This is a genomic window from Cellulosimicrobium sp. PMB13 (assembly GCF_051294865.1).
Classification (GTDB): Bacteria; Actinomycetota; Actinomycetes; order Actinomycetales; family Cellulomonadaceae; genus Cellulosimicrobium.
In genome coordinates this window covers 1425292-1449773 of record NZ_CP145910.1, presented here as the reverse complement: position 1 = coordinate 1449773, position 24482 = coordinate 1425292, and the positions used below count along the sequence as shown (strand labels likewise).

The following is a 24482-nucleotide window of genomic DNA, read 5'->3' as shown; positions in this document are numbered from 1 at the left end:
AGCCCTCCCCGCTAGGCTGAGACCCCGTGAGCACCCTTCCTGAGCTCGTCGGCGCCCTGCCCGACGGCGTCGCACACCTCGCCGCCGCCGGTCCGGGCGGGCACGTCGTCGCCCTCGGGCCGGACTGGATGGACCCGCAGTCGCTCATCGACCGGTTCGGCGACGCTGCGCTCGTCGGGATCGTGCTCGTCGTCTTCATCGAGACGGGGCTGCTCTTCCCGCTCCTCCCGGGCGACTCGCTGCTGTTCACGGCGGGTGCGCTCGTCGCGCAGGACTCGCTGCAGATCAGCCTGCCGCTGCTGCTCGCGCTGCTCTTCGCCGCGGCCTTCCTGGGCGACCAGACGGCGTACCTCATCGGGCGCACGGCCGGTCCCAAGATCTTCGACAAGCCGGACTCACGGTTCTTCAAGCGCAAGTACATCGACCAGACCAACGCCTACTTCGAGAGGTACGGCGGGCGGACGATCGTCATCGCGCGGTTCGTGCCGATCGTGCGCACGTACGCGCCGGTCGCCGCGGGCGTCGGGCGCATGGACTACAAGCACTTCGTCGGCTTCAACCTGCTCGGCGCCCTGCTGTGGGCGGTGGGCCTCACGGTGCTCGGGTACCTCCTGGGCAACATCACGTTCGTGCGCGAGAACATCGAGGCGCTCGTGCTGCTCATCGTCGCGCTGTCGGTGCTCCCGATGGTCGTCGAGGTGTGGCGGGCACGACGCGCCGCGCGGCGGGAGCCGGAGCCCGTGCTGGAGCAGGTCGCCGACGTCGTCACCGGCCAGCACCTCGCGGGCGACGACGACCCCACCACCGGCGCGCGGGCCGACGAGGCCGCGGACGGGACCACGACGGAGGGCGCACGATGACGGAGCAGCCGACGCGGACGATCTCGAGCTGGCTCACCGACATGGACGGGGTCCTCGTCCACGAGGGCCACGCGATCCCCGGTGCGGCCGAGTTCGTCAAGGCGCTCCGCGACAAGGGGCGCCCGTTCCTCATCCTCACGAACAACTCGATCTTCACGGCCCGCGACCTGCGGGCCCGGCTCGCGACGTCGGGCATCGAGGTGCCCGAGGAGTCGATCTGGACCTCGGCGCTCGCCACGGCGCAGTTCCTGCACGACCAGATCCCGGGCGGCAGCGCGTACGCCGTCGGCGAGGCCGGGCTCACGACGGCGCTCTACGAGGCGGGCTACACGCTCACCGAGTCGGACCCGGACTACGTGGTGCTCGGCGAGACCCGCACCTACTCGTTCGAGGCGATCACCAAGGCGATCCGCCTCGTCCTCGGGGGCGCGCGGTTCATCTGCACCAACCCGGACACGACCGGCCCGTCGCAGGAGGGTCCGCTCCCCGCGACCGGCGCCGTCGCGGCGATGATCACGTCCGCGACCGGCCGCAAGCCGTACTTCGTCGGCAAGCCGAACCCGATGATGTTCCGGTCCGCGCTCAACCGGATCGACGCGCACTCGGAGACGACGGCGATGATCGGCGACCGCATGGACACCGACGTCGTCGCGGGCATCGAGGCGGGCCTGTACACGTACCTCGTCATGACGGGCTCGACGCGCATGTCCGAGGTCGACCGCTTCCCGTTCCGGCCGAGCAAGGTCGTCGACTCGGTCGCGGACCTCGTCGACCTGGTCTGAGTCCACGGACGCGACGGCGCCCGGTCACCGAGGTGACCGGGCGCCGTCGTGCATCCCGTCCGGTCAGGCGGTCACGCGCGCCCGGGCCCGACGGCGCGTGGTCGCGCCCACGAGGACCGTGCCCGTGAGGAGCAGCGCCAGGGCCGTCAGTGCAAGGTTCCCGCCGTCCGAGCCGGTGGCCGCGAGGCCCGAGTACACGTCGCACTCGACGTCGCCGCCCACCGGGAACGAGACCGTCACGGGCGAGAGCGCGGTGCCCGCGTCGTAGAACCCGGCGAACGCCGCCGCGCCGGCCGCGGTGAGCGTCGCCGGAGCGCCGCTCCACGTGATGGTGGAACCCGAGGTCGACCTCGCCCCCGACAGGTCCAGGCTCGCGAACGCGACGCCGTTCGAGGAGGACGCGTTGCCCTCCATGTCGCTGCTGCGGACGTCGACCACGAGCGTGCCCGTCGAGCCGTTCACCACGACGCGCGGGTTCGAGATCTGCAGGTCGAGGATTCCCTCGTGGCCCGAGAAGGAGACCGTGCCGCCGTAGCTCGCGCGGCCCTTGCCGAGGTCGGTGTTGAACGACCCCTTGCCACCGCTCCACGTGAACGTCGTGCCGTTGTCGCGCACGCCGCTCGTCGAGACGGAGCCCTTCGCGATCGGACCCGTGACGTAGGCGCGGAAGCGGTCGCTCACGCCCCAGGTCAGCGTCGCGCCGTTGACGCCCTGCGCGAAGCACTTCTCCTCGGCGGCGCCCTGACCGGCGCCCGGGCCGGAGCCCGTCGTTCCGCTCCCGACGATCGTGATCGGTGCCGTCGCCTCGTGGCCCGCGCCGACGAGCGCGAGCGTGTGCTCACCCGGCGCGACGTCCGCCGGGATCGTCACGGTCGCGCTCGCGGCTCCGCCCGCGTTCGCGGCCACGCCGGTCGCGAGGGTCCGCGGCGTGGACCGGATCTCGGACCGGATGCCGGCCTCGTTCGCGCCGAACCCGATCCCGCTGATCGTCACCTCGTCGCCCGGGGCGGCCTGGGAGACCGAGAGCGTCGCCCGGGCCGGGTCCGCCGAGCCGCCCGTCGACCCGTCGCCGGGCGTGCCGATGCTGCCGCCGTCACCGCCGCCAGGCTTTGACGTGGGCACGCCCACCGTGAAGGTGACGGGCGCGAGCTCGGCGCCCGCGTCGTAGAAGCCCGAGAAGGCGGCGGAGCCCGCGGCGGTGAGGGTCGCGGCCGCGCCCGAGTACGTGACGGACCCGTCCCTCGCGGTCGTCGGCGCCGGCAGGGCGAGCGACGCGAACGCGACGTCGTCCTCGTCGAACGACGTGCCGTCGAGGTTCGACGACGTCACGTCGAGCACGAGCGTGCCCGAGGCCGGTCCGTCGATCCGCACGCGCGGGTTCGACACCGTGAGGTTGAGCAGGCCGTCGTGACCCGTGAACTGCACGGACCCGGCGTAGCCGGTGGCCTTCCCGGTCTGCGGGGCGGACCACGGCGTCGACTGGCGGAAGGTGAAGGTCTTCCCGGAGACGGACGCGCCGTCGCTGGTCGTCGCACCGCCCTTCGCGATCGTCCCAGTGATGTAGTCGACGAACGACGTCCGGACGCCCCAGCTCAGGCTCCCCACGGTCGTCGGGACGGACGGTTCCGGGTCGACCGGCGGCTCGACGGACGGCCTCGTGACGGTCAGCGTGGCGCTGCCCGTGACGCCCAGCCGCGACGTCACGACGACCGCGACCTCACCCGCGGCGCCCTCCGGGACGGACACCACGACGGTGCTGCCGGTCCGCGTGAAGGTCGCGTCGTCGCCGTCGAGCGTGACGCCCGCGAGCGTGTCGCCGTCGACGAACCCGCCCACGGTGAGCGTCACGGACCTCCCCGCCTCCACCGTCGTGGACGACGGCGAGACGGTGAGCGGCTGCGGTGCGTCGTACGCGACCGGGACGTAGAGCTCCTGGTCGGCGTTGACGACGCCGCTCGCGGGATACGTGTAGACGCCGTAGCGGCCGCCGTCGAGCGCCGCGGGGTTCTTCACCACGAGGCGCGCCTCGAACGTGCCGTCCTCGGCGACCTCGGTCCAGGCGGCACGGATCGCACCCTGGAACTGCGGCGGGACCTGGTCGAGGACCGACTCGGCGAGGGCCCAGGACTGGGACCCGACCGTGCGCGCGGAGGCCTTGGCGCCCTCGGAGGGCCGCCACGTCTCGGCGAAGCTGCCGAACACCACGTAGGTGCCCTGGGGCAGGTGCGACGGGATGGGCATGCCGCGCCCGCCGACGTTCCCCGCGGGGTCGAAGCCCGAGCCCTTGACGACGATCGTGTCGCCGACCGACACCTCGGTGTCACCGAGCGGTGTCGTGCCGTCCGCCGCGAAGACCTCGACGGCGGGCTCCCAGACGGGAGCCGTCGGCTCGGTGGTGAAGGCGACCGGAGCGTAGAGCTCCTGGTCGGCGTTGGTCACGCCGCCGGCGCCGTACGTGTAGACGCCGTAGCGGCCCTCGGCCTCGGACGCACCGACCGTGAGGGTCGCCTCGAAGGTGCCGTCCGGCGTGATCTCCACCCACTGGTCCCGGATCGCCTGCTGGAACACCGCGGGGACCTGGTCGAGCACGTCCTCCGCGAGCGCCCACCTCTGCGACACGACCTTGCGCGCCGAGGACCCGGCGCCCTCCGACGGGCGCCACTGCTCGGCGAACTTGCCGAAGACGACGTAGGTGCCCTGCGGCAGGGTCGCCGGGATCGGCATCCCCCGCCCGCCGACGTTCCCCGCCGGGTCGAACCCGGAGCCCTTGACGACGATCTCGTCACCTGCCCGCACGGCGGAGTCCCCGAGAGGGGTCACGCCGTCCGCGGCGTAGACGGTCACGGACGGCTCCCAGACCGGCTCCTGCGGCTCGGCGCCCTGGACGACGACCGGCGTGAAGGTGTCCAGACGACGGTCGGTCACCGACAGGCCGTGCGCCGCCGACGTCGCCACCACGTACTCCACCTCGGGGTCGAACGACCCCGCCGGCACCGTGAACGTCGTCGTGAACGCGCCGTCCACGATCTGCCGCGGCTGCACCCAGCCCAGGTTCAGCCACCCCGTCGCGACGAGCGGCCCGGAACCGTCCCAGATCGACGCGTCACCCAGCACCACGTACGCCCCGTACTGCGCCGCCGGGCCGACGAAGCCCGTCCCCGACACCGTGAACGTGTTCTCCACCGCCGGGTCGACCGGCGTGGACGGCGTGACCGTCACCTCCGGGTCCGCGACCGGCGTGGGCTCGGGCTCCACGGCGGCGGTCACCGTGTGACCGACGACCGCGGAGTTCGAGCCGGTGAACGCCGCGACGTCCGCGGGCGTGAACACCGCCGAGAAGCTGTGGTCGCCGACGGCGAGCGGGCCGGTCTGGAGGCGTGCGAAGCCCCCGGACGTCTCGGCGGAGCCGAGGACCGTGTCGCCGTCCCGGAACTCGACCGACCCGGCCGCGGCGGGCGCCACCGTCGCGGTCAGCCCCACCGTGCCGCCCTCGACGGACGCGCCGGACGGCGCGACGGCGAGCGTCGTCGTCGTGGTGACCGCCGGGAGGACCGGCTCCGGCACCGTGAACGTCGCGGTCAGCGGCGCGATCGCCCGCCCGGAGTACATCGAGAAGTAGCTCGACACGCTCGCGAGGGAGGCGCCGACCGTCCCGTTCGCGGTGAGGGTGACGTCGTCGCCCGTGCGGGTCGTCGTGACGGTGACCTCGGCGACCGTGGCGTCGTTCCCGGCACCCTCGGTGACCGTCCCTGAGAAGTCGGCGCGCAGCACGCCGGTCGTCGGGCCGGTGAGCTCGAGCGTCAGGTCCGAGATCGTCACGTCCAGAGCACCGTGGTGCCCCTCGTAGCGGGTCGTGCCGCCGAAGCGCACCGTGCCGGTGCCCGTCTCGTCGTCGTAGGTGCCCGAGGCCGGCGAGTACGCCGAGCCCGCGGCCCCGGGCGCCGGGGTGATGGTCCCCTGCGCGATCGGACCCGTGACGTAGCTCGACCACGAGTCGACGAAGTTCCAGGTCGCCGAGCCACCCTGGATCTCCGCGGTGGCTGCCTGGGCGGGGGCGACGACGCCCCCGACGGTGAGACCGGCGACGAGCGCGCCGGTGAGGAACGAGGCGAGGACGCGGCTGAGGCGTCCCGGCAGGGATGTGCGCACGAGGTCTCCGGTGCTGGTCTCTCGGCCGCCGCGGCGGAGGCCGGGCGGAGTGCTCAGCGCGATCTGACGCACTGTCGCGTCGGACTGTATAAGGCAACCCTCACCAAAGCAAGGTAAGCCTTGCCTAGTGGGTGTGAGATGTGTCCGCGCACGACGACGCCCCGCCGCCCGAGGGGACCGCGAGGCGTCTGCCAGAGAGAGTTCGTGGGGAGGCTCAGGCCAGCCCGAGGTCCTCCAGGCTGAAGAGGAAGTGGTACGGCACCCCGAGCGCCTCGATCTTCTCCCCCGCGCCCGTCGCGCGGTCGACGATCGTCGCGACGCCCACGACCTCGCCACCGGCGGCGCGGACGGCCTCGATCGCGGCGATCGGCGACCCGCCCGTCGTCGTGGTGTCCTCCACCACGACCACGCGGCGACCCGCGACGTCGGGCCCCTCGATCTGGCGCTGCATCCCGTGCGCCTTCGCGGCCTTGCGCACGACGAACGCGTCGAGGTCCTGGCCGCGCGACGCCGCGGCGTGCAGGAGCGCCGTCGCGATGGGGTCGGCGCCGAGCGTCAGGCCACCCACGGCGTCCACCTCCGCGGTCCCGAGGCCCTGCTCCTCGAGCAGGTCCAGCATCTGGTGCCCGATGAGCGGCGCAGCGCGGTGGTGCAGCGTGACGCGGCGCAGGTCGACGTAGTAGTCCGCCTCCTTGCCCGAGGAGAGCGTGACCTTGCCGTGCACGACGGCGAGCTCGCGGATGAGGTCGAGCAGCTGCTCGCGCGGGGTCGAGGAGAGTTCGGTAGTCACGACCGCCAGGGTAGTCGGGTCACCCGTTCCCGGGCGTGCCCCAGTCGGGTGCGTCGGTCACGGCCCGCCCCGGCGCCCCGGCGGCAGGCGAGGACGGCGGCACCCCGTCGGCGGCCGAGAGGCCGCTCCGCACGAGGGCCACGAGGTCCCGGGAGACGGCCGCGACGTCCGTCGACGTGCACACGAACGCGTACGCCCCGTCGAGCACGATCCGCTCGCCCCGCAGCGAGGACGACATGAGCAGTCCCCGCACGTCCGGGCCCAGGAAGCGTCGCGTCCGCTCGCCGTCCACGCCGCGGATCGACCAGGCCTTGTCGACCTCGGGGTCGCCCACCTCGATCTCCCCGCCGGTGACCCTGTTCACCAGGCCGCCGAGGACGCCCTCCGGCTTGAGCTCGAGCCGGGGCACGACGCCGCCGGTCTCGACCGCGACGATCGGCGCGGCACGCCGGACGACGACGCGCCGGCGCGACGAGTCCGTCCCGATGCCGGAGCTCTCGTACTCGTGCGTGTGCCACTCGTACGTGAACGCGGTGACGGGGTGGCCCTGGACGGTGCCGCGCAGGACGTCGACCGCGCCGCGCTCGAACCCGTCAGCGGCGAACGGTCCGCCGCGGTACCGGTCGACGAGCGAGTCGTCGCGAGCGGTGCGCTGCCAGCTCGGGTCCGGCGCCCGGAGCACCCCGGACCCGCTGCCCGTGCCCCCGCCGCCGCGCCCGGTGGCGCCACGGACCAGCCGCACGATCGCCGACCCGAAGACCAGCACGGCAGCCACCCCGATGAGGATCGGCACGACGGTGAACATGCTCGACATCTCGCCGAACCCCACGTCGGGTCCCACGACCGCCCCCCTCTCGCCCGGGAGTCGGTCGCCCCCGCGCGCCGCTCACCCTAGCGGTGCGGCGCGGCCCGTCGTCAGCGGTGCCGGCCGATGGCCCGCACGGCGGAGCGGGGCATCGCGCGCAGCGCTGCGGAGGCGAGCCGGTAGCGCGTCGACGGCGTCGAGATGACGACGCCGCGCCGCACGTCGGCGAGCGCGGTGGCGACGACGCGGTCGGCGTCGAGCCACGCGACGTCGGGCAGCCCGGACATGTCGACGCCGGCCCGCTCGTGGAACTCGGTGTGCGTGAAGCCGGGGCACAGCACCGTGGCGCTCACGCCCGTACCGGCGAGCTCGACGGCGAGGCCCTCGGTGAACGTGCGGACCCACGCCTTGGCGGCGGCGTAGGTGCCGCCGGCGGTGAGCGCGGCGACGGACGCGACGTTGAGGATCGCGCCGCGTCCCCGCTCGGTCATCTGCTCGGCGGCGGCGTGCGACAGGACGAGGACGGCGCGCACCATGACGTCGAGGGCGCCGAGCTCGACGTCGAGGTCGCCGCCCACGAACCGCTGGTGCGTCGCGAAGCCCGCGTTGTTGACGAGGAGTCCGACCGGGCGCTGCTCGCCGTCGCCCGAGGCGGCGAGACGCTCCGCGACCCGGGCGACGTCGTCGGGAAGCGTGAGGTCCGCCGGCAGCACCTGGACGTGCACCCCCGCGGCGGCCCGGATCTGCCCGGCGACCTCCTCCAGGCGCGCCTCGTCACGCGCGACGAGGACGAGGTCGTGCCGCGCCGTGGCGAGCTGCCACGCGAACTCCAGGCCCAGGCCGGCGCTCGCGCCGGTGATGAGTGCTGTCGCCATGGCCACAGCCTACGGTCGTGGCGGCCGACCAGCGTGCGGGCGTGCGGGCGCGGGGGCGGTCGGACCTACGCTGGTGCCCGTGCGCCTCGCGACCTGGAACATCAACTCGATCCGCGCCCGTGTCGACCGGGCGGTCGCGTTCCTCGAACGGTCGGGGACGGACGTCCTGGCGCTCCAGGAGACCAAGTGCACCGACGCGCAGTTCCCGGTCGGCCCGTTCGAGGACGCCGGGTACGAGGTGGCGCACGTCGGCGTCAACCAGTGGAACGGCGTCGCGGTCGTCTCGCGTGTCGGCCTGGACGACGTCGAGACGTCGTTCCCCGGTCAGCCCGCCTTCGGCGACCCGGCCCGGGTCGAGGCGCGGGCCCTCGGCGCGACGTGCGGCGGCGTGCGCGTCTGGAGCCTGTACGTGCCGCACGGGCGCGAGGTCGGCGACCCGCACTACGAGTACAAGCTGCGCTGGCTCGACGAGCTGCGCGACCGCGCCGCCGGCTGGCTCGCGGACGACCCGTCGGCGCAGATCGCCCTCGTGGGTGACTGGAACGTGGCGCCGCTCGACACGGACGTGTGGGACGTCGCGAAGTTCGCCGGCAAGACGCACGTGACGCCCGCGGAGCGGGACGCGTTCGCCGCGTTCGGCGCCGCCGGGTACACCGAGGTCACGCGCGAGGCGATCCCCGCCGAGCGCACCTACACGTACTGGGACTACCAGCGCCTGCGGTTCCCGCGGAACGAGGGCATGCGCATCGACTTCGCCTACCTGTCGCCCGCGGCGCGCGCCCGGGCGACCGGCGTCCTCATCGACCGGGACGAGCGCAAGGGCAAGGGCGCGTCGGACCACGTGCCCGTCGTCGTCGACCTCGCCGACTGACGAGCCCTCTCCACAGCCTGTGGGCGCCGGGCACGGCGCACCGCCGGACGAATTACGGTGTGACCATGACGACGCCGCCCGTCCCGCCGTACGGCTCCCCGGACGACCCGGACCCGTACGCGCCCCGTCGCCCGCAGCAGCAGCCGTGGTCGCCGTACGACCTCCCCTCGGAGGACGACGCCCTCGCCCCGGCCGCGCCGACGGCCGGCGGCACCGTCCCCGGGACCGGTGCGGACGGGTTCGCACCGCCGTCGGGAGCGGTCGCGCCGTCCGCGGGACACACCTCGCCCTACGGGCCCGGCCCCTCGGCCCCGTACGGGACGCCCCCCGGGACGACGCCGTACCCCGGGCCGGGCGACCCGGCGGCGGGCTACCCCCCGCCGGGCTATCCGCCGCCGGGCTATCCGTCGCCCGGCTATCCGCCGCCGGGCTACGGCCCGGCGTACCCGGGCGCGTACGGGCAGCCGTACGGCCCCGTGACCCCGACGAGCGGGCTCGCCGTCGCGTCGATGGTGGTCTCCGTCGCGAGCCTCGTCCTGTGCCTCGGCCTCACGGGCGTCGTCGGGCTGGTCCTGGGCATCGTCGCGCTGAACCAGGTGATGCGTGACGGCAAGCGCGGCAAGGGCTTCGCGATCGCCGGGATCGCCGTCGGGGCGGTGGGCACGGTCGTGCTGGGGCTCCTGCTCGTCGGGATCGTCTCGGACGGGGTCTGACCATGGGAGACGACCTCTTCGCACCGCCCGACGGCCGTCCGCACCCCCCGGCGGGCCGCGGACCGGCGGGCGTGACGCCGGACGCTGCGCCGCCCGCGCCGCCGGTGCCCGCACCACCACCCTCCGACGGCGGCGCTGCGACCACCGGTACGGCGGTGGGCGGGTTCGCGGCGGAGACGTACTACGCGCCGGGATGGACCCCGCCACCTCCACGCACGGAGCCGCTCGCCGTGGCGAGCGTTCCCGCGGGGCTCGTCCTCGGTCCCGTCGGGATCGGGCTGGGCGGCGCCGCGCTGTCCCGGGTCCGCGCGCACCGGACGCGGGGGCGAGGGCTCGCGCTGACGGGCATGGCCGTCGGGGCAGCCGTCACGCTCGGGTGGGTCGTCGGCGGGATCGCCTGGTGGCAGGGCGAACAGGCACGGACGCCCCTCGCGGGCGACGTGAGCGAGCCCGCGACCGTGAACGCCCGGCAGCTCGTGCTCGGCAGCTGCCTCGAGGAGCTGCCGCCCGACGGCGAGGTCACGCGCGTGCGCGTGGTCCCGTGCGCGGACGAGCACCGGGCCCAGGTCGTCGCGCGCACCGACTTCGGCGCCGACGAGACGTGGCCCGGCCAGGACGCCGTCGACCGCCGCGTCGCCCGCGTCTGCGGGCCGGAGACGCTCGGTGCCGCGGCGCCCGAGGGCGTCGAGCGCGTCGTGTGGGCGCCGACCGAGGCGTCGTGGCGGGACGGCGACCGCACCGGCCTGTGCCTCGCGGCGAGCGACGAGCCGCTGCCGGCGGACCTCCTCGGCTGAGAGCCCGGGATCAGCCGCCTCGGCGATGACCCTCGATGACCCTCAGTCGGCGAGAACCATCCGGAGGTAGGCCCGGAGGTCCGCGGCCATGTCGACGCGATCCTCCTCGTCGCGGTCGAGCGCGAGCAGCCACTGGACCTGCAGCCCGTCCATGAGGGCGACGACGTGGCGGGCGGCGACGGCGGCGTCGACGCCGTCCCGCAGCCGCCCGGTGTCGGCGTATCGCTGCAGCCCGTCCCGGATGGCCGCGACGGTCGTGGCGTACCGCTGGACGAAATACTCGTGCGCCGGGTGGTCGGGCGACGTCGCCTCCGCCGCGAGCGCCGTGAACAGCTCGACCACGGGGCGGCGCCGGCTGTTGCGCTCGACCAGTGCGACGAGCGCGTCGACGTAGTCGGTGCCCCGCTCGATCTCCTCGCCCAGCTCCGACCGGTCGACGACGTCACGATGCTCGAGCACGGCCTCCAGCAGCGACACCTTCGTCGGGAAGTGGTGCAGGAGCCCGGGGTGCGACATCCCGACACGGGAGGCGAGCTCGCGGAGCGACGCCGAGTGGTACCCGACCTCGCCGAAGAGCTGGATCGCCGCCTGGAGGATCTGCTCGCGCTTCGCCCGCCCCTTGGCGTACCCCCGCCCGGGATCCGCAAGATCGGCTCGGCGGGGTCCGCCACCTGCCCGGACCGTCCCGGTCGTCGCGCTCGTCATCGCCTGCTCCATCCGTCGCCCGTCCTGCGAACCTTACCGACCGGAAAGCGGGTGTCCCGGCGCTCCTCGTCCCCGTGCGGCACAGCCGTCTCTGCGGGCACGCACCCGGGCCAGGCGAAGCGGTTCGAACCACCCCGCACGCGCTGCCCTGCGCCCGGCAGGACACCGACGCCTTCCCGGGCACCAAACGCGACCCGCGTGCGCCTGACCCCTTGCCCTACGGTACGTGGTCCCCTACCGTGACCATCGAAGCGCTTCGACCGCACAGCCGCGGCGAGGCGTACCAGACCGGGGGCGACGGACCCGCCGCCCCCGACGGACCGCTCGCCGGAGAGCACCCCGCGAGCGACGGACTGCGCGACGAAGGGCATCCCCGTGACACCATCCCGACCCATCCGCCTCCTGGCGCTCGCCGCCACCGTCGCGGTCGCGACGTCCCTCGCGTCCCCCGCGGCCGCGAGCACCGGCGCCCCCTCGGCCGTCGCCACGGACCTCGGCACGAAGCGCCCGGCACCGCCGTCGGCGAACCAGGTCGTCGCCGCGATGCAGCCCGGCTGGAACCTCGGCAACTCGTTCGACGCCGTCGGCGCGGACGAGACGGCCTGGGGCAACCCCGTCGTCACGCGCGAGCTGCTCGACGAGATCGAGGACCAGGGCTTCGAGAGCATCCGCCTCCCGGTGACGTGGGGCCAGCACCAGGGGACCGCTCCCGACTACACGATCGACCCCGCCGTGCTGGACCGGGTCGAGCAGGTCGTGGACTGGGCGGTCGACGAGGACCTCTCGGTCCTCCTCGACGTCCACCACGACTCGTGGATGTGGACGCACCAGATGGGCTCCGACCACGACGCCGTGCTCGCGCAGTTCACCGCGACGTGGGAGCAGCTCGCGGAGCGGTTCCGCGACCAGCCCCGCACGGTGCTCTTCGAGAGCATCAACGAGCCGCAGTTCGCGGGCGTCGACGACACGACCGCCTACGCGCTGCTCGACGAGCTCAACACCGTGTTCCACGACGTCGTGCGCGCGAGCGGCGGCCGGAACGCCGACCGCGTGCTCGTGCTGCCCACGCTCCACACCAACGCCGACCAGGGGCGGCTCGACGCCCTCGTGGAGACGTTCGACGCCCTCGACGACCCGAACCTCGCGGCGACGTTCCACTACTACGGCTACTGGCCGTTCAGCGTGAACGTCGCGGGCGGCACGCGGTTCGACGACGTCGCCCGGGCCGACATGGACGGCACCTTCGCGCGCGTCCACGACACGTTCGTCGCGCAGGGGATCCCGGTGATCCTCGGCGAGTACGGGCTCCTGGGCTTCGACCGTCACACCGGCACGATCGAGCAGGGCGAGAAGCTCAAGTTCTTCGAGCGGCTCGGCCACCAGGCTCGCACCACGGGCATCACGACGATGCTGTGGGACAACGGCCAGCACCTCGACCGGACGGCGCTCACGTGGAGCGACCCCGAGCTGTTCGAGCACATCTCCACGAGCTGGGACCGGCGCTCCGGGACGGCCTCGACGGACCAGGTGTTCGTCCGTGCCGGCGCGGTGACCGCGCAGACGGTCGTCCTCGAGCCGAACGGCACGCGCTTCCGGGACCTGTACGACGGGAAGAAGAAGCTCAAGCAGGGGCGCGACTACACGCTCGTCGGGAACGACCTGACCCTCTCGGCCACGCTCCTCGACCGCCTCGCCGGCGACGGGACGCTGGGCACGCGCACGGAGCTGCGCGTGAAGTTCGCGGGCGGCCTGCCCTGGTGGATCGAGGTCGTGGGCGCCGACGTCCCCGTCCTGGGCGACGCCACCGGCACGACGGACGACTTCGCCGTCCCGACGCAGTTCCGCGGCGACCGCCTCGCGACGATGGAGGCCCGCTACGCCGACGGGACGAACGCCGGACCGCACGGGTGGACGTCGTTCAAGGAGTTCGACGTGACGTTCGCACCGGACGCGGCCGCCGAGGAGATCGTCCTGCGGCCCGCGTTCTTCGCCGAGGTGACCGACGGCGCCCCCGTGACCCTCACGTTCCACTTCTGGAGCGGCGAGACCCTCGAGTACGTCGTCCGGCGCGACGGCACCGCGGTCACCGGCACCGCGGGCTGATCCGCGCGACGGGGCCGACCGACGGGGCCGACCGACGGGGCCGACCGGCAGGTCGACCGTCAGTCGGCTCCGTCGCCCGCGGTGGACGGCACGGACTGCAACGACGGGGCAGCACCCTCGCCGTCCGTCGTGGAGCCGGGGGAGGTCGGCTCGGTGGGCGTCGTCGGCTCCGTCGGCTCCGTCGTGGGCGGCGGGCTCGTCTCCTCCCCGCCCCCGGACTCCTGCGGCGCGGCGGCGAGCGCCGCGCGCGTCTGCGTCCCGACGCGGCCGTCGGCGGTGAGGCCGCGCGCCTCCTGGAAGACGCGCAGCGCGGCGACGGTCGCGTCGTCCAGGGTTCCGGTGACCTCGACGTCGAGCCCGTGGACCCGCAGACGCTCCTGGACCCAGGTGGCCGTCGGGGCGTCGGGCTCCGCGGTGGGGTCAGGGCTCGGGGTCGGGGTCGCCGCGGGCGTGGGGGTGGTCGGCGCGCTCCCGGTCGGCGCGGGGGCCGGTTCGGCGACGGGCGGTACCGCAGGCGTCTCGGCCGGCCGGTCCGTGGTCGACGACGGACGCGGCGCCGGCTCCTCGTCCACCGGCTCGGGCGGCGGGATCCGGGTGACGACGGGACGCGGCTCGTCCGGGCGCGGCACGACCGCCGGGTCGGACCCCGCGTCCCAGTCCTCGGACGCGCTCGCGGGGACGACGACGGGCGGCGACCCACCGGTCGCGGCACCCACCATCCCGGCCGCCGCGACGACGATCGTCACCGCACCGGCGCCTGCGACGACCGCGCCCCAGGGCAGGGCGGCGCGCGTCCCGCGAGGGGCCGCGCGGCGGCTCGCGACGCGCGTCCCGGTGGCGTCGGGGCGGTCCGAGGAGCCCGGTCGGGACTCGTCGGTCAGGTCGGGACGACGGTGCACCTCGCCTCCTTCCAGCGCGGTCGAGACCGGCGGACGGCGCAGCACGCGGCGCGCCGAGCGGTCGTGTCGGGCTCACCAGACTGCCCCATGCCCGCCCGGCCTGTCACGCCCGCCCTCCTGACCTGCGGCGACGCACGGCCTGCAAGCGGGGAGCGCGCCCTCGTGACCGGGCGGGTCCGCCGGAGGTCGCAAGCAGGGTTCCCCCGCGCGGCCCAAGACGCGGCCGGGCCGCGCCGACGAGCCTGGTGGGACCGCACGGAGAGCCCGTGCGGCCCACCGGAAGGGGACGCTGTGCCTGCTGTCCAGATCACCGGGCTGCGCAAGTCCTTCGGCGCGTTCGACGCCGCCCACGACGTGACCTTCGCGGTCGAGCCGGGACGCGTCGTCGGGCTGCTCGGGCCGAACGGCGCCGGCAAGACCACCACGCTGCACGTGCTGCTCGGGCTCGCGGCCGCGACGTCCGGCACCGCGACCGTCCACGGACGCGCCTATCACGAGCTGCCCGACCCGGCCCGCACCGTCGGCGCGCTGCTGGACGCCGGGGGCCTGCACCCGGGCCGCACGGGGCGCGACCACCTGCGCGTCCTCGCCGCCGCCGGACACCTCCCGGCGCGCCGCGTCGACGAGGTGCTCGCGCTCGTCGGCATGACCCCCGCAGCCGACCGCCGCGTGCGCACCTACTCGCTCGGCATGCGCCAGCGCCTCGGTCTCGCGGCCGCGCTGCTCGGCGACCCGCAGGTGCTCGTGCTCGACGAGCCCGCCAACGGCCTCGACCCCGCGGGGATGCGCTGGCTGCGCGACCTCTTGCGCGGGTTCGCCGACGACGGCGGCGCCGTGCTGCTCGCGAGCCACGTGCTGTCCGAGGTGCGCCAGGTGGCCGACGACCTCGTCGTGATCGGGCAGGGGCGCGTCGTCGCCGACGGCCCGCTCGACGCCCTGGTGAGCGACCGCTCGCTCGAGGACTACTACCTCGACCTCACCGCGACGACCGAAGGAGTCCGCTGATGTACCGCGCCGAGATCCTCAAGCTCCGCACCACGCGCGCCGCGTGGGTCGTCGGGGGCGTCGCCCTCGCGGGCATGCTGCTCGTCCAGGGCTTCCTCGTCGCCCTGCCCCGCGTCCTCGGGAGCCTCGGGTCGCTGGACGGAGCGGCCTCGGGGCTGCCCGCCGACCTCGCCCCCGACCTCTCGTCCCTCGCGGACCCGACGCAGGCCGCGTTCCAGCGGACCGTCCTCGACGTGCTCGCGACCGGGGGCGGCAGCGGCGGGTCGACCGGGATCACCGCCGTCTGCATGCTGCTGCTCGGCGTCCTCGCCGTGACCACGGACTTCCGCACCGGGGGCATCGTGCCCACGGCGCTCGTGCAGCCCTCGCGGGTCCGCGTGCTCGCGGGCAAGGCGGGAGCGACGGCCACCGTCGCGCTCGTCGTCGGCGTCACGCTCGCCGTCGTGAGCGCCGCGGGTCTTCTCGTCGCGATCGCGACGACGCCGGGCGCGCGCCTCGAGCTGTCGCCCGCGGAGGTCCTCGGCATCTGGGGCCGTGGGCTCGTCGTGCTCGTGCTCCTCGCGTGGTTCGGGCTCGCGGTCGGCACGCTCGTGCGTCATCAGGTCGGGGCCGTCGTCACCGTCGGGGCGCTGGCACTCGTCGAACCGCTGGTGCAGGCCGTCGTGACGCTGCTCTCGGGCGGGCAGTCGGCCGCCGCGTCGTGGCTCCCGCTCGGCCTCGCGTCGCTCGCGACGACGGGTCAGGGCGCCGCCGAGCTGCTCGGCGGGAGCGCGCCGTTCGGCGTGGCCGCCGCGCTCGCGGGGCTGTGCGCGTGGGTCGTCGTGCTGCTCGGCAGCGGTGCCCTGTCGTTCCGGCGGCGCGACCTCGTGTGATCCGCCGGTCGTGCACGAGATCGATCTCGCGAGCACGCCGCCTAGGGTGAGCGCATCGCCCTCCCCGCCCGCCGACCCCGGAGACGTCCGTGACCCTGACCCTGCGCCGCTGGCTCGCCGCTCTCGGCGTGCGCACCGACGGCGGGCGCGACGCCGTCCTCGCCGGTGCCGTCGCGCTCGTGAGCGTCGCGCTCTTCCTCGGTGTCGAGCGGGTCGTCGCCTCCGAGGCGGGGACGACGTTCGGCGCGGGCCCGGGCGCCGTCGTCGTCACGGCGGGCGAGCGCGCCGCCGTCCTCGCGGTGCTCGTCGCGCAGGCGGCGTGCCTCGTCGTCCGGCGCAGGTACCCGGTCGCGTGCCTCGCCCTCACGGTCGGCGGGCAGGTCGCCCTCCTGGTCCTCCTCCCGTCGTACCTGTCCTTCCAGGCGCCGGCGACGCTCGTCGCCGCGTACTCGGCCGGCGCCTACGCGCCGCGGCGACGGGGGCTCGTCGCCGCGGCCCTCGCGGCCGCCGGTCAGGCGCTGGTCCTGTTCGCGCTCGGCGGGGTGGGCACGCTCGGGACGAGCGGCGCCGCCTATGTCGCGCAGGCGGCCGGCGCGCTGCTCAACGCGCTCGCGACCTACCTCGTCGCGGCGCTCGTCGGGGAGTACGTCGCGACGCGCCGGTCGCTGCTCGCCGAGCTGCACGACCGGGTGCAGCGCGCCGAGCGCGAGCGCGAGGCCCTGGCCGCGAGCGCCGTCCTCGAGGAGCGCGGACGCATGGCGCGCGAGCTGCACGACGTCGCCGCCCACCACCTGTCCGGCATCGTCGTGCAGGCCGCGGCGGCAGAGCGCCTCGTCGACCGGGACCCCGAGCGGGCCAAGGAGTCGATGCGCCGCATCCGCGCACAGGGCCGAGAGACCCTCGACAACCTGCGGCTCGTCGTCGGGCTGCTGCGCGGGTCCGGCGACGCCGAGCCTGCGCCGCAGCCGACCCTCGCGGACCTGCCCGCCCTGATCGACGACGCGCGGGCGGCCGGCGCCGTCGTGCGCGACGAGGTGCGCGGCGACGCCTGGGACCTGTCGCCGACCGCCCAGCTCACCGTGTTCCGGGTGCTGCAGGAGGCCCTGTCGAACGCGCGCCGGCACGGCCCCGGCCGGCCCGTCGAGGTGCTCCTTGAGTACGGGCAGACCGAGCTCGTGCTCACCGTCCGCAACGCGGTACCCCCGGGCAGCCCTCGCTCGGACGGCGACCCCCCGGGGCACGGGGTCATCGGCATGACGGAGCGCGCGACGATGGTCGGCGGAACGCTCGTGGCGGGGCTCCGGCCCGACGGCGCGTGGCGCGTCCGCCTGACCGTCCCCCGGACCGGCCCGGTGGACCGGCGCGCCGCTCCCGCGCGTCGCACCGCGACCACGGGCCCCACCTCCGCACCGGCGTCAGCCGCCGTGCCCGCAGCCGACCTCGCTGCCGATCCCACCACCCTGGAGACCCCGTGACCCGTGTCGTGCTCGTCGACGACCAGGCCGTCGTGCGCGCCGGCTTCACCGTGATCCTCGAGAGCGAGGGCCTGGAGGTCGTCGGCGAGGCGTCCAACGGCGCGGACGCCGTGCGCGTCGCCCGCCGCGAGCGGCCGGACGTCGTGTGCATGGACGTGCGCATGCCCGGCGGGGACGGGATCACGGCGACGCGCGCGCTCGCCGGGCCGGAGGTCGTCGACCCCGTGCCCGTGCTCGTCGTGAGCACGTTCGACCTCGACGACTACGTGTTCGGTGCGCTCGAGGCGGGCGCGAGCGGGTTCCTGCTCAAGGACGCGGAGCCCGACGTGCTCGTCGAGGCCGTGCGGCGCGTCGCGTCCGGCGACGGGCTCGTCGACCAGTCGCTCACGCGCCGCGTCATCGACGAGTTCGCGCGGCGCCGCTCCCCCGCGACCCGGGACGAGGGCGCGGCCGGGCTGCTCACCGCGCGCGAGCACGACATCGTCGGGCTGCTGTGCCGCGGGTCGTCGAACGCGGAGATCGCGGCGGCGCTGTTCCTCGAGCCGAGCACGGTGAAGTCGCACCTGAGCCGCGTCATGACGAAGACGGGCGCGCGCGACCGCGTGCAGCTCGTCGTGTGGGCGTACGAGCACGGGATCGTCGCACCAGGAGCCTGACCGGGCGTCAGGGGAGCCGCGGGATCCCGAGGCGCGCGTCGACCGGCCGGGCGGCGACGTGGACGAGCGGCGGGTCCGCCGGCAGGGAGAGACCGAGGCGCTGGAGGGCGTCGGTCGCGAGACGGTCGACGCTCCCGCGCCGCAGCGTCCACGGCTCGTGCTCGACGGGGATCCGCCATGTCCGCCCGGCCCGCACCGCGTACGCGGCCCAGCGCGCGGTGAGCCACCGCGTCAGGCCCGACGACGCGTCCACCTCCTCGTGCGCCCGCACCCGGGCGGCGAACCGCACGGGCGCGGTGCGCGACGTCGAGACGAACCGGTACCGCAGGACCTCGTCGCCCGTGGCGTCGGGCACCGCCGCACGACACCGGTGGTACGGCACCCCCGCGACGCGCGTCACCGCGACGAACGCGGCGCGCTCGCACCAGAGCGCGTCGAACCACACGCCTTCACCCCCCGCGGCGTCCCGCACGTAGACACGCAGGTTGAGCTCGCCGAACGTCGACCAGCGCGGGACGGCCGGCAGCGGCCCGAGCCGCACGTCCTCCATGCGGAACGGCACGAGGCCGACGTACGTCGCGCCGTCGTACGTCTGGACCCGCAGGCCGCGGGGCAGCACGCGCTGCACCACGAGCGGGTCGACCGGCCAGTGCAGGAAGCTCAGCGCCTCCCACCGCTGGGTCGTGGCGGGGAGCCTGACAGCCGCGTCCGGGACGGCGCTCGTCACGCGCCGCGCGCCCCGAGCCCGGCCGCCTCGGCAGCGACGCGCAGGTCGGACACGAGCGCGTCGAACGCCTCGTCCCATCCCGACCGGTCGCGCAGGCGCAGCAGCGCCGAGGGGTGCGTCGTGACGACCACGAGCGGCGACGCTCCACCCTTCCCGTCCGCGCCGCGACGCGCGCCGCCCGCGGGGCCGTCCCCGCCGCCGCCCCGCGGGGCGCCGTCCGGGGCGTCGTCCGGGTCGACGACGCGCCCTCGCTCCGCGGTGACCCGCGCCGGACGACCGAGCACCGCACGCGCGGCCGTGGCGCCGAGAGCGACGACGACGCGCGGCCGGACCGCGGCGACCTCCGCCTCGAGCCAGGGCAGGCACGCGCGGACGTGCGCGACGTCGGGAGTCTTGTGCAGACGGCGCTTCCCCCGCTGCTCGAACCGGAAGTGCTTCACCGCGTTCGTGAGGTACACCCGGTCGGGGACGATCCCGGCCGCCTCGAGCGCGTCGGCGAGGACGCGCCCCGCGGGGCCGACGAACGGCTCCCCCTCCCGGTCCTCGCGGTCGCCCGGCTGCTCGCCCACGAGGACGAGCGGCGCGTCGTCGGCTCCCCGCGAGAACACCGCCTGCGTCGCGTCCGCCCACAGCTCGCACCCGCGGCAGCCCTGGACGGCCCCGGTGAGCGCGTCGACGTCGCGGGCGGCGGCGCCGTCGGGCACCCACTCCTGCGCGCCGGGGCGGCGCGGAGCGGTCGCTGCGCGGGACGGGCTCATCGCCCCACCGTGCTCCCGACCGCGACGCCTCGCACGTCGTCGTGCGCGGTCGGGCAAGACGGCGCGAGGCGTCAGAGAACTCGCAGGAGCACGCCCTGGAGGAGACCCAGCACCACGCTCAGGAGCGCCGCCGCCCCGAGCGCCGTGCCCGCGGCGGCGAAGCCCGTCCCCGGCGCGCGCCGGACGAGCACGACGAGCCCCGTGACCACCGCGACGAGCGCGAGGACCACGGAGAGGATGCCGTGCCCGGCCTGCAGGGTGACGTACGACATCGAGGCGAAGCTCATCGACCGGATCACGACGGGCAGCGCGAGGGTGTAGACGGCGCCGACCAGCACCGTCGCGACACCGGCCCAGAACGACACGAGCGCGAGTCCCGACCGACGCGGCGGGGCGGCGGACGGCCCGGACGGTCCGGCCGGCCCGGACGGAGAGCGGACGTCGGCGTACGCGCCCGGCGGGTACGCCGCGCCGTCGAACGCGCCAGGCAGGTGTGCCGCGCCGTCGAACGCGCCGGGCGGGTGTGCCGCGCCGTCGTACGGACCAGGTCCCGCGCCGTACGGAGACGCGGAGGGTGGAGGCTCGGGCTGGCTCATGGGGACATCCTGCCGGAACGCGACGTCAGCCCTTCCTCGGACCACCCTCGGCGAGGTCCTCGGACTCGTCGGGCTGGTAGACGCACACCACGAGCGCGTCGGGGCGCACGCTCACGTCGAGCCGCTCGGACGGCTCGATGACGTCGCCGTCGAGCTGTCGGGGCTGAGGCCGGTCGGAGACGACGGAGATCTCCCGGCCGCGCACGACCTCACGGCTCGGCACCCGGCTCTTCCCGCGCACCACGCCCCACAGCAGCTGGACCCAGTGCTTGAGGCTGCGCGGCGCGATGATCGCGACCTCGAGCTGGCCGTTGTCGGGCTCCGCGTCGGGCAGGAGGTTCGTCCCGGCCTGGAGCCGGCCGACGTTGCCCACCACGACGGTCCGCGCGCGGCGGCGACGGGTCGTGCCGTCGACCGTCACCTCGAGGCGCATCTCGTCGTCGGCGAGGTGCTTGAGGGCCGAGAACACGTAGGCGATCGACCCGGCGCGCGCCTTGAGCGCCGTCGGGGCGTCGTCCATCATGGCGGCGTCGAGGCCCATCCCGGCCATGATCGCGAACACCTGGCCGTCGACCTCGCCGACGTCGATGGTCCGGCGCCCGCGCTCGAGCGCGATCCGGATCCCGTCGACGGAACGCGTCGGGATGCCGAGGTTCGCCGCGAGCAGGTTGCCCGTGCCGCCCGGGAGGATCGCGAGCGCCGCGCCCGTCCCCGCGAGGCCCTCGATGCACGCGCGCACCGTGCCGTCGCCCCCTGCGACGAAGACGACCTCGGCGCCGTCCTCGACGGCCTGACGCGCCTGGCCCGTCCCCGGGTCCTCGGCGGTGGTGTCGAACCAGGCGGGCTCGGGCCAGCCTGCCTCCGCGAGAGTGTCGGCGATCTCCTGGCGGAGCTCGTCGAGACCCTCGACGCGGTTCGGGTTGACGATCACCGCCGAGCGCAGCGGCCGGTCGTCCTCACGCTGCTCGGCGGCGGGCTGGACGGTCTCAGAGGTCTCCGGGTCGTGGGGCACACCTGAGTATGGCGAGATCGTCGTCCGCCCGCGCACCGACAGGGGGCACCGCGACGATTCGGCAGCCCGAGCACGGTTCGGCAGCCCGAGCGCGGTTCGGCAGCACGAGCTGCCGAAGACACGACCGAGCCGCCGAACCGTCGCCGGGCGTCAGGCGGTGAGGACCTCCGTGGCGAGAGCGAGGCCACCGCCGTCGGGATCGCGGTCCACCCGCACGACGTCACCGTCCGCCACGTCGCCCGCGAGGAGCATCCGCGCGAGGCGGTCGCCGATCTCGCGCTGCACGAGGCGGCGCAGCGGACGCGCCCCGTAGGCGGGGTCGAACCCCTCGAGCGCGAGCCACTCGCGCGCCGCGGGCGTCACGTCGAGCGTGATCCGCCGGTCGGCGAGACGGGCCGCGAGATGCTTCACGCTGAGGTCCACGATCCGGCCCAGCTCCTCGAGGTTCAGCGGGTCGAACACGATGACGTCGTCCAGCCGGTTGAGGAACTCCGGCTTGAAGCTGGCGCGGACGGCGCTCATGACGGCCTCGTGCTTCGCGGAGTCCTCGAGCATCGGGTCCACGAGGTACTGCGAGCCCAGGTTCGACGTCAGCACGAGGAGGACGTTGCGGAAGTCGACCGTGCGGCCCTGGCCGTCGGTGAGACGGCCGTCGTCGAGCACCTGGAGCAGGATGTCGAAGACCTCGGGGTGCGCCTTCTCGACCTCGTCGAGCAGCACGACCGAGTACGGCCGACGGCGCACGGCCTCGGTGAGCTGACCACCCTCCTCGTAGCCGACGTAGCCCGGAGGGGCACCGACGAGCCGGGCCACCGAGTGCTTCTCGGAGTACTCCGACATGTCGATCCGCACCATCGCGCGCTCGTCGTCGAACAGGAAGTCCGCGAGCGACTTCGCGAGCTCGGTCTTGCCGACACCCGTCGGGCCGAGGAAGAGGAACGACCCCGTGGGTCGGTCCGGGTCGGAGACGCCGGCGCGCGAGCGCCGGACGGCGTCGGACACGGCGGACACCGCGGAACGCTGCCCGATGAGGCGCTCGCCGATGACCTCCTCCATGTGGAGGAGCTTCTCGGACTCGCCCTGGAGCATGCGCCCCGCGGGGATGCCGGTCCACGCCGAGACGACCTCGGCGATCTCGTCCGCGCCGACCTTGTCCGCGATCATCGGTGCCGTGTCCCGGCCGTCGACCGCGTCGGCGGCGTCCTCCGCGGCCTCCGCGCGCTCGGCCTCGTCCACCTCCCGCTGCACCTGCGGGATCTCGCCGTACTGCAGGCGACCGGCCGTCTCGAGGTCACCCTCGCGGATCGCGCGCTCGACCTGGACGCGCAGCTCGTCGAGCTTGGCGCGCAGGTCGCCGACGCGGTTGTGCCCGGCCTTCTCGGCCTCCCACCGCGCGGTGAGCGACGCGAGCTCCTCGCGGCGGTCGGCCAGATCGGCGCGCAGCCGCTCGAGGCGCTCGAGGCTCGCAGGGTCGGTCGACTCGGAGAGCACGACCTCCTCCATCTCCAGACGCGTCACCGCGCGCTGCAGCTCGTCGACCTCGACGGGCGACGAGTCGAGCTCCATGCGCAGCCGCGACGCGGCCTCGTCGACGAGGTCGATCGCCTTGTCGGGGAGCTGGCGTCCGGTGATGTACCGGTCGGAGAGCGTCGCGGCCGCGACGAGGGCGGAGTCGGCGATCGTCACCTTGTGGTGCGCCTCGTACCGCTCCTTGAGCCCGCGCAGGATCGCGACGGTGTCCTCGACCGACGGCTCGCCCACGAAGACCTGCTGGAAGCGACGCTCGAGCGCCGGGTCCTTCTCCACGTGCTCGCGGTACTCGTCGAGCGTCGTGGCGCCGACGAGCCGCAGCTCGCCGCGCGCGAGCATGGGCTTGAGCATGTTGCCCGCGTCCATGGCACCTTCTCCGCCCGCACCGGCGCCGACGACGGTGTGCAGCTCGTCGATGAAGGTGACGACCTCGCCGTCGGACGAGCGGATCTCCTCGAGGACGGCCTTCAGCCGCTCCTCGAACTCGCCGCGGTACTTCGCGCCCGCGACCATGCTCGCGAGGTCCAGCGAGATGAGGCGCTTGCCCTGGAGCGACGTCGGGACGTCCCCCGCGACGATGCGCTGCGCGAGGCCCTCGACGACGGCCGTCTTGCCGACGCCGGGCTCGCCGATGAGGACGGGGTTGTTCTTCGTGCGGCGCGACAGCACCTGGACCACGCGGCGGATCTCGGAGTCGCGACCGATCACCGGGTCGAGCCGGCCGTCGGCGGCCGCGGCCGTGAGGTCGGTGCCGTACTGCTCGAGAGCCTTGTACGTGCCCTCGGGGTTCGGGCTCGTGACCCGCGCGCCGCCCCGGACCGCGGGCAGCGCCGAGCGCAGCGCGTCGGCCGGGGCGCCCGCCTGCTGGAGGATCGTCGCGGCCTGGGACGACCCCGCCGCAAGGCCGATGAGCAGGTGCTCGGTCGACACGTACTCGTCGCCGAGGCCCTGCGCCTCCTTCGCCGCGTTCTCGAGCACGGCGGACGTGGCCCGGGACGGCTGGGGCTGCGCGACGGCGGAGCCGCTCGCCGTGGGCAGCGCGACGAGCGCGGCGCGCAGCCGCTGGCCGATCGCCTGCTTGTCGGCGCCGACCGCGTCGAGCAGCCCGACGGCGACGCCGCCGTCCTGCGCGAGCAGCGCGGCCAGGAGGTGGGTCGGCTCGAGCTGGGGGTTGCCGGCAGCGGTGGCGGTCTGGATCGCGTCGCCGATCGCCTGCTGCGACATCGTGGTGAACTTCGTCTCCATCGGTGCTCCGGTGGTTGATCAGGGGACAGGGTCTGACCAGTGGAACGGTCCTCAAGTTGAGTGTATTCCGCTCAACTTCGCTGGCTCGCCGGACCTCCAGGCCCGCGGGACGGGACGGATGAAGTCTCCGGACGTTCGTCTCAAATCGGCATCGACCCTCGCCCTGGTGACGGATCCGCGACATGCTGGGCGGGTGAACCCCTCGCCGCTGCGCAGACGACTCGGACTCGGCGCCCTCCTCGCCACTCTCGCACTCTTCC

General features: G+C 74.7%; 21 protein-coding genes. 10 read left to right on the top strand and 11 right to left on the bottom strand.

Annotation, left to right across the window (positions count from 1 at the left end; translation table 11 throughout):
- Positions 1–26: 26 nt before the first annotated feature.
- On the top strand, positions 27–860 hold the full coding sequence (locus V5D56_RS06720; RefSeq protein ID WP_435738275.1) for a VTT domain-containing protein: 834 nt from the start codon (positions 27–29) through the stop codon (positions 858–860).
- Positions 857–1642: an HAD-IIA family hydrolase gene (locus V5D56_RS06715; RefSeq protein WP_435738274.1), complete on the top strand. Its 786-nt coding sequence runs from the start codon at positions 857–859 to the stop codon at positions 1640–1642. The genes V5D56_RS06720 and V5D56_RS06715 overlap by 4 nt, the downstream gene beginning before the upstream one ends.
- 63 nt (positions 1643–1705) lie before the next feature.
- On the opposite strand, the gene V5D56_RS06710 is transcribed toward V5D56_RS06715, so the two are convergent.
- From V5D56_RS06710 to V5D56_RS06695, 4 genes are all read right to left on the bottom strand, one after another.
- Positions 1706–5791 (bottom strand): HtaA domain-containing protein, encoded by a 4086-nt coding sequence (locus V5D56_RS06710; protein ID WP_435738273.1) that lies wholly within the window; start codon positions 5789–5791, stop codon positions 1706–1708.
- A gap of 214 nt (positions 5792–6005) precedes the next feature.
- Complete coding sequence (gene pyrE, locus V5D56_RS06705; RefSeq protein ID WP_435738272.1) at positions 6006–6581, bottom strand: orotate phosphoribosyltransferase; 576 nt, start codon at positions 6579–6581, stop codon at positions 6006–6008.
- Between the two features lie 19 nt (positions 6582–6600).
- Positions 6601–7422 (bottom strand): hypothetical protein, encoded by an 822-nt coding sequence (locus tag V5D56_RS06700; RefSeq protein ID WP_435738271.1) that lies wholly within the window; start codon positions 7420–7422, stop codon positions 6601–6603.
- Positions 7423–7496: 74 nt separating this feature from the next.
- Complete coding sequence (locus V5D56_RS06695) at positions 7497–8261, bottom strand: SDR family NAD(P)-dependent oxidoreductase (RefSeq protein WP_435738270.1); 765 nt, start codon at positions 8259–8261, stop codon at positions 7497–7499.
- Positions 8262–8340: 79 nt separating this feature from the next.
- Here V5D56_RS06695 and V5D56_RS06690 point away from each other — a divergent pair, with 79 nt between their 5' ends.
- The 3 genes from V5D56_RS06690 (at position 8341) to V5D56_RS06680 (ending at position 10639) form a co-directional block, all read left to right on the top strand.
- Positions 8341–9132, top strand: a complete 792-nt coding sequence (locus tag V5D56_RS06690; protein WP_435738269.1) for an exodeoxyribonuclease III — start codon at positions 8341–8343, stop codon at positions 9130–9132.
- A gap of 65 nt (positions 9133–9197) precedes the next feature.
- Positions 9198–9845: a DUF4190 domain-containing protein gene (locus V5D56_RS06685; protein WP_435738268.1), complete on the top strand. Its 648-nt coding sequence runs from the start codon at positions 9198–9200 to the stop codon at positions 9843–9845.
- A 2-nt stretch (positions 9846–9847) separates the two neighbouring features.
- Positions 9848–10639, top strand: coding sequence for a septum formation family protein (locus V5D56_RS06680; RefSeq protein WP_435738267.1), 792 nt, complete (start codon positions 9848–9850; stop codon positions 10637–10639).
- Positions 10640–10681: 42 nt separating this feature from the next.
- On the opposite strand, the gene V5D56_RS06675 is transcribed toward V5D56_RS06680, so the two are convergent.
- On the bottom strand, positions 10682–11344 hold the full coding sequence (locus V5D56_RS06675; RefSeq protein ID WP_435738266.1) for a TetR/AcrR family transcriptional regulator: 663 nt from the start codon (positions 11342–11344) through the stop codon (positions 10682–10684).
- Between the two features lie 375 nt (positions 11345–11719).
- Between V5D56_RS06675 and V5D56_RS06670 the strand changes: the two genes are divergently transcribed.
- On the top strand, positions 11720–13447 hold the full coding sequence (locus tag V5D56_RS06670; protein WP_435738265.1) for a cellulase family glycosylhydrolase: 1728 nt from the start codon (positions 11720–11722) through the stop codon (positions 13445–13447).
- A 59-nt stretch (positions 13448–13506) separates the two neighbouring features.
- Here the strand turns inward: V5D56_RS06670 and V5D56_RS06665 are convergent, their stop codons facing one another.
- Positions 13507–14346 carry a peptidoglycan-binding domain-containing protein gene (locus tag V5D56_RS06665; RefSeq protein ID WP_435738264.1) on the bottom strand — a complete coding sequence of 280 codons (840 nt, stop codon included), beginning with the start codon at positions 14344–14346 and terminating at the stop codon, positions 13507–13509.
- Between the two features lie 291 nt (positions 14347–14637).
- On the opposite strand from V5D56_RS06665, the gene V5D56_RS06660 reads away from it, so the two are divergent.
- From V5D56_RS06660 to V5D56_RS06645, 4 genes are all read left to right on the top strand, one after another.
- Positions 14638–15351, top strand: a complete 714-nt coding sequence (locus tag V5D56_RS06660) for an ABC transporter ATP-binding protein (RefSeq protein ID WP_435738263.1) — start codon at positions 14638–14640, stop codon at positions 15349–15351.
- Positions 15351–16223, top strand: a complete 873-nt coding sequence (locus tag V5D56_RS06655) for a hypothetical protein (RefSeq protein ID WP_435738262.1) — start codon at positions 15351–15353, stop codon at positions 16221–16223. Before V5D56_RS06660 ends, V5D56_RS06655 begins: the two co-directional genes overlap by 1 nt.
- An 89-nt stretch (positions 16224–16312) precedes the next feature.
- On the top strand, positions 16313–17698 hold the full coding sequence (locus V5D56_RS06650) for a sensor histidine kinase (RefSeq protein WP_435738261.1): 1386 nt from the start codon (positions 16313–16315) through the stop codon (positions 17696–17698).
- Positions 17695–18354, top strand: a complete 660-nt coding sequence (locus V5D56_RS06645) for a response regulator (protein ID WP_435738260.1) — start codon at positions 17695–17697, stop codon at positions 18352–18354. Before V5D56_RS06650 ends, V5D56_RS06645 begins: the two co-directional genes overlap by 4 nt.
- Positions 18355–18361: 7 nt before the next feature.
- On the opposite strand, the gene V5D56_RS06640 is transcribed toward V5D56_RS06645, so the two are convergent.
- From V5D56_RS06640 to clpB, 5 genes are all read right to left on the bottom strand, one after another.
- On the bottom strand, positions 18362–19081 hold the full coding sequence (locus V5D56_RS06640) for a YqjF family protein (RefSeq protein ID WP_435738259.1): 720 nt from the start codon (positions 19079–19081) through the stop codon (positions 18362–18364).
- Positions 19078–19839 carry a UdgX family uracil-DNA binding protein gene (locus V5D56_RS06635; protein ID WP_435738258.1) on the bottom strand — a complete coding sequence of 254 codons (762 nt, stop codon included), beginning with the start codon at positions 19837–19839 and terminating at the stop codon, positions 19078–19080. Before V5D56_RS06635 ends, V5D56_RS06640 begins: the two co-directional genes overlap by 4 nt.
- Before the next feature lie 71 nt (positions 19840–19910).
- Positions 19911–20435: a hypothetical protein gene (locus V5D56_RS06630; protein WP_435738257.1), complete on the bottom strand. Its 525-nt coding sequence runs from the start codon at positions 20433–20435 to the stop codon at positions 19911–19913.
- 25 nt (positions 20436–20460) lie between these two features.
- Complete coding sequence (locus V5D56_RS06625; RefSeq protein ID WP_435738256.1) at positions 20461–21447, bottom strand: diacylglycerol/lipid kinase family protein; 987 nt, start codon at positions 21445–21447, stop codon at positions 20461–20463.
- Positions 21448–21597: 150 nt separating this feature from the next.
- Positions 21598–24222, bottom strand: a complete 2625-nt coding sequence (gene clpB / locus V5D56_RS06620; RefSeq protein ID WP_435738255.1) for an ATP-dependent chaperone ClpB — start codon at positions 24220–24222, stop codon at positions 21598–21600.
- Positions 24223–24482 lie beyond the last annotated feature (260 nt).

What these genes read in the sequence shown, in the direction of transcription:
- V5D56_RS06715 (WP_435738274.1), top strand. Translation starts at nt 857, where the DNA reads ATGACGGAGCAGCCGACGCGGACGATCTCGAGCTGGCTCACCGACATG.
- V5D56_RS06695 (WP_435738270.1), bottom strand. Translation starts at nt 8,261, where the DNA reads ATGGCGACAGCACTCATCACCGGCGCGAGCGCCGGCCTGGGCCTGGAG.
- V5D56_RS06685 (WP_435738268.1), top strand. Translation starts at nt 9,198, where the DNA reads ATGACGACGCCGCCCGTCCCGCCGTACGGCTCCCCGGACGACCCGGAC.
- V5D56_RS06680 (WP_435738267.1), top strand. Translation starts at nt 9,848, where the DNA reads ATGGGAGACGACCTCTTCGCACCGCCCGACGGCCGTCCGCACCCCCCG.
- V5D56_RS06675 (WP_435738266.1), bottom strand. Translation starts at nt 11,344, where the DNA reads ATGACGAGCGCGACGACCGGGACGGTCCGGGCAGGTGGCGGACCCCGC.
- V5D56_RS06655 (WP_435738262.1), top strand. Translation starts at nt 15,351, where the DNA reads ATGTACCGCGCCGAGATCCTCAAGCTCCGCACCACGCGCGCCGCGTGG.
- V5D56_RS06635 (WP_435738258.1), bottom strand. Translation starts at nt 19,839, where the DNA reads ATGAGCCCGTCCCGCGCAGCGACCGCTCCGCGCCGCCCCGGCGCGCAG.
- V5D56_RS06630 (WP_435738257.1), bottom strand. Translation starts at nt 20,435, where the DNA reads ATGAGCCAGCCCGAGCCTCCACCCTCCGCGTCTCCGTACGGCGCGGGA.
- clpB (WP_435738255.1), bottom strand. Translation starts at nt 24,222, where the DNA reads ATGGAGACGAAGTTCACCACGATGTCGCAGCAGGCGATCGGCGACGCG.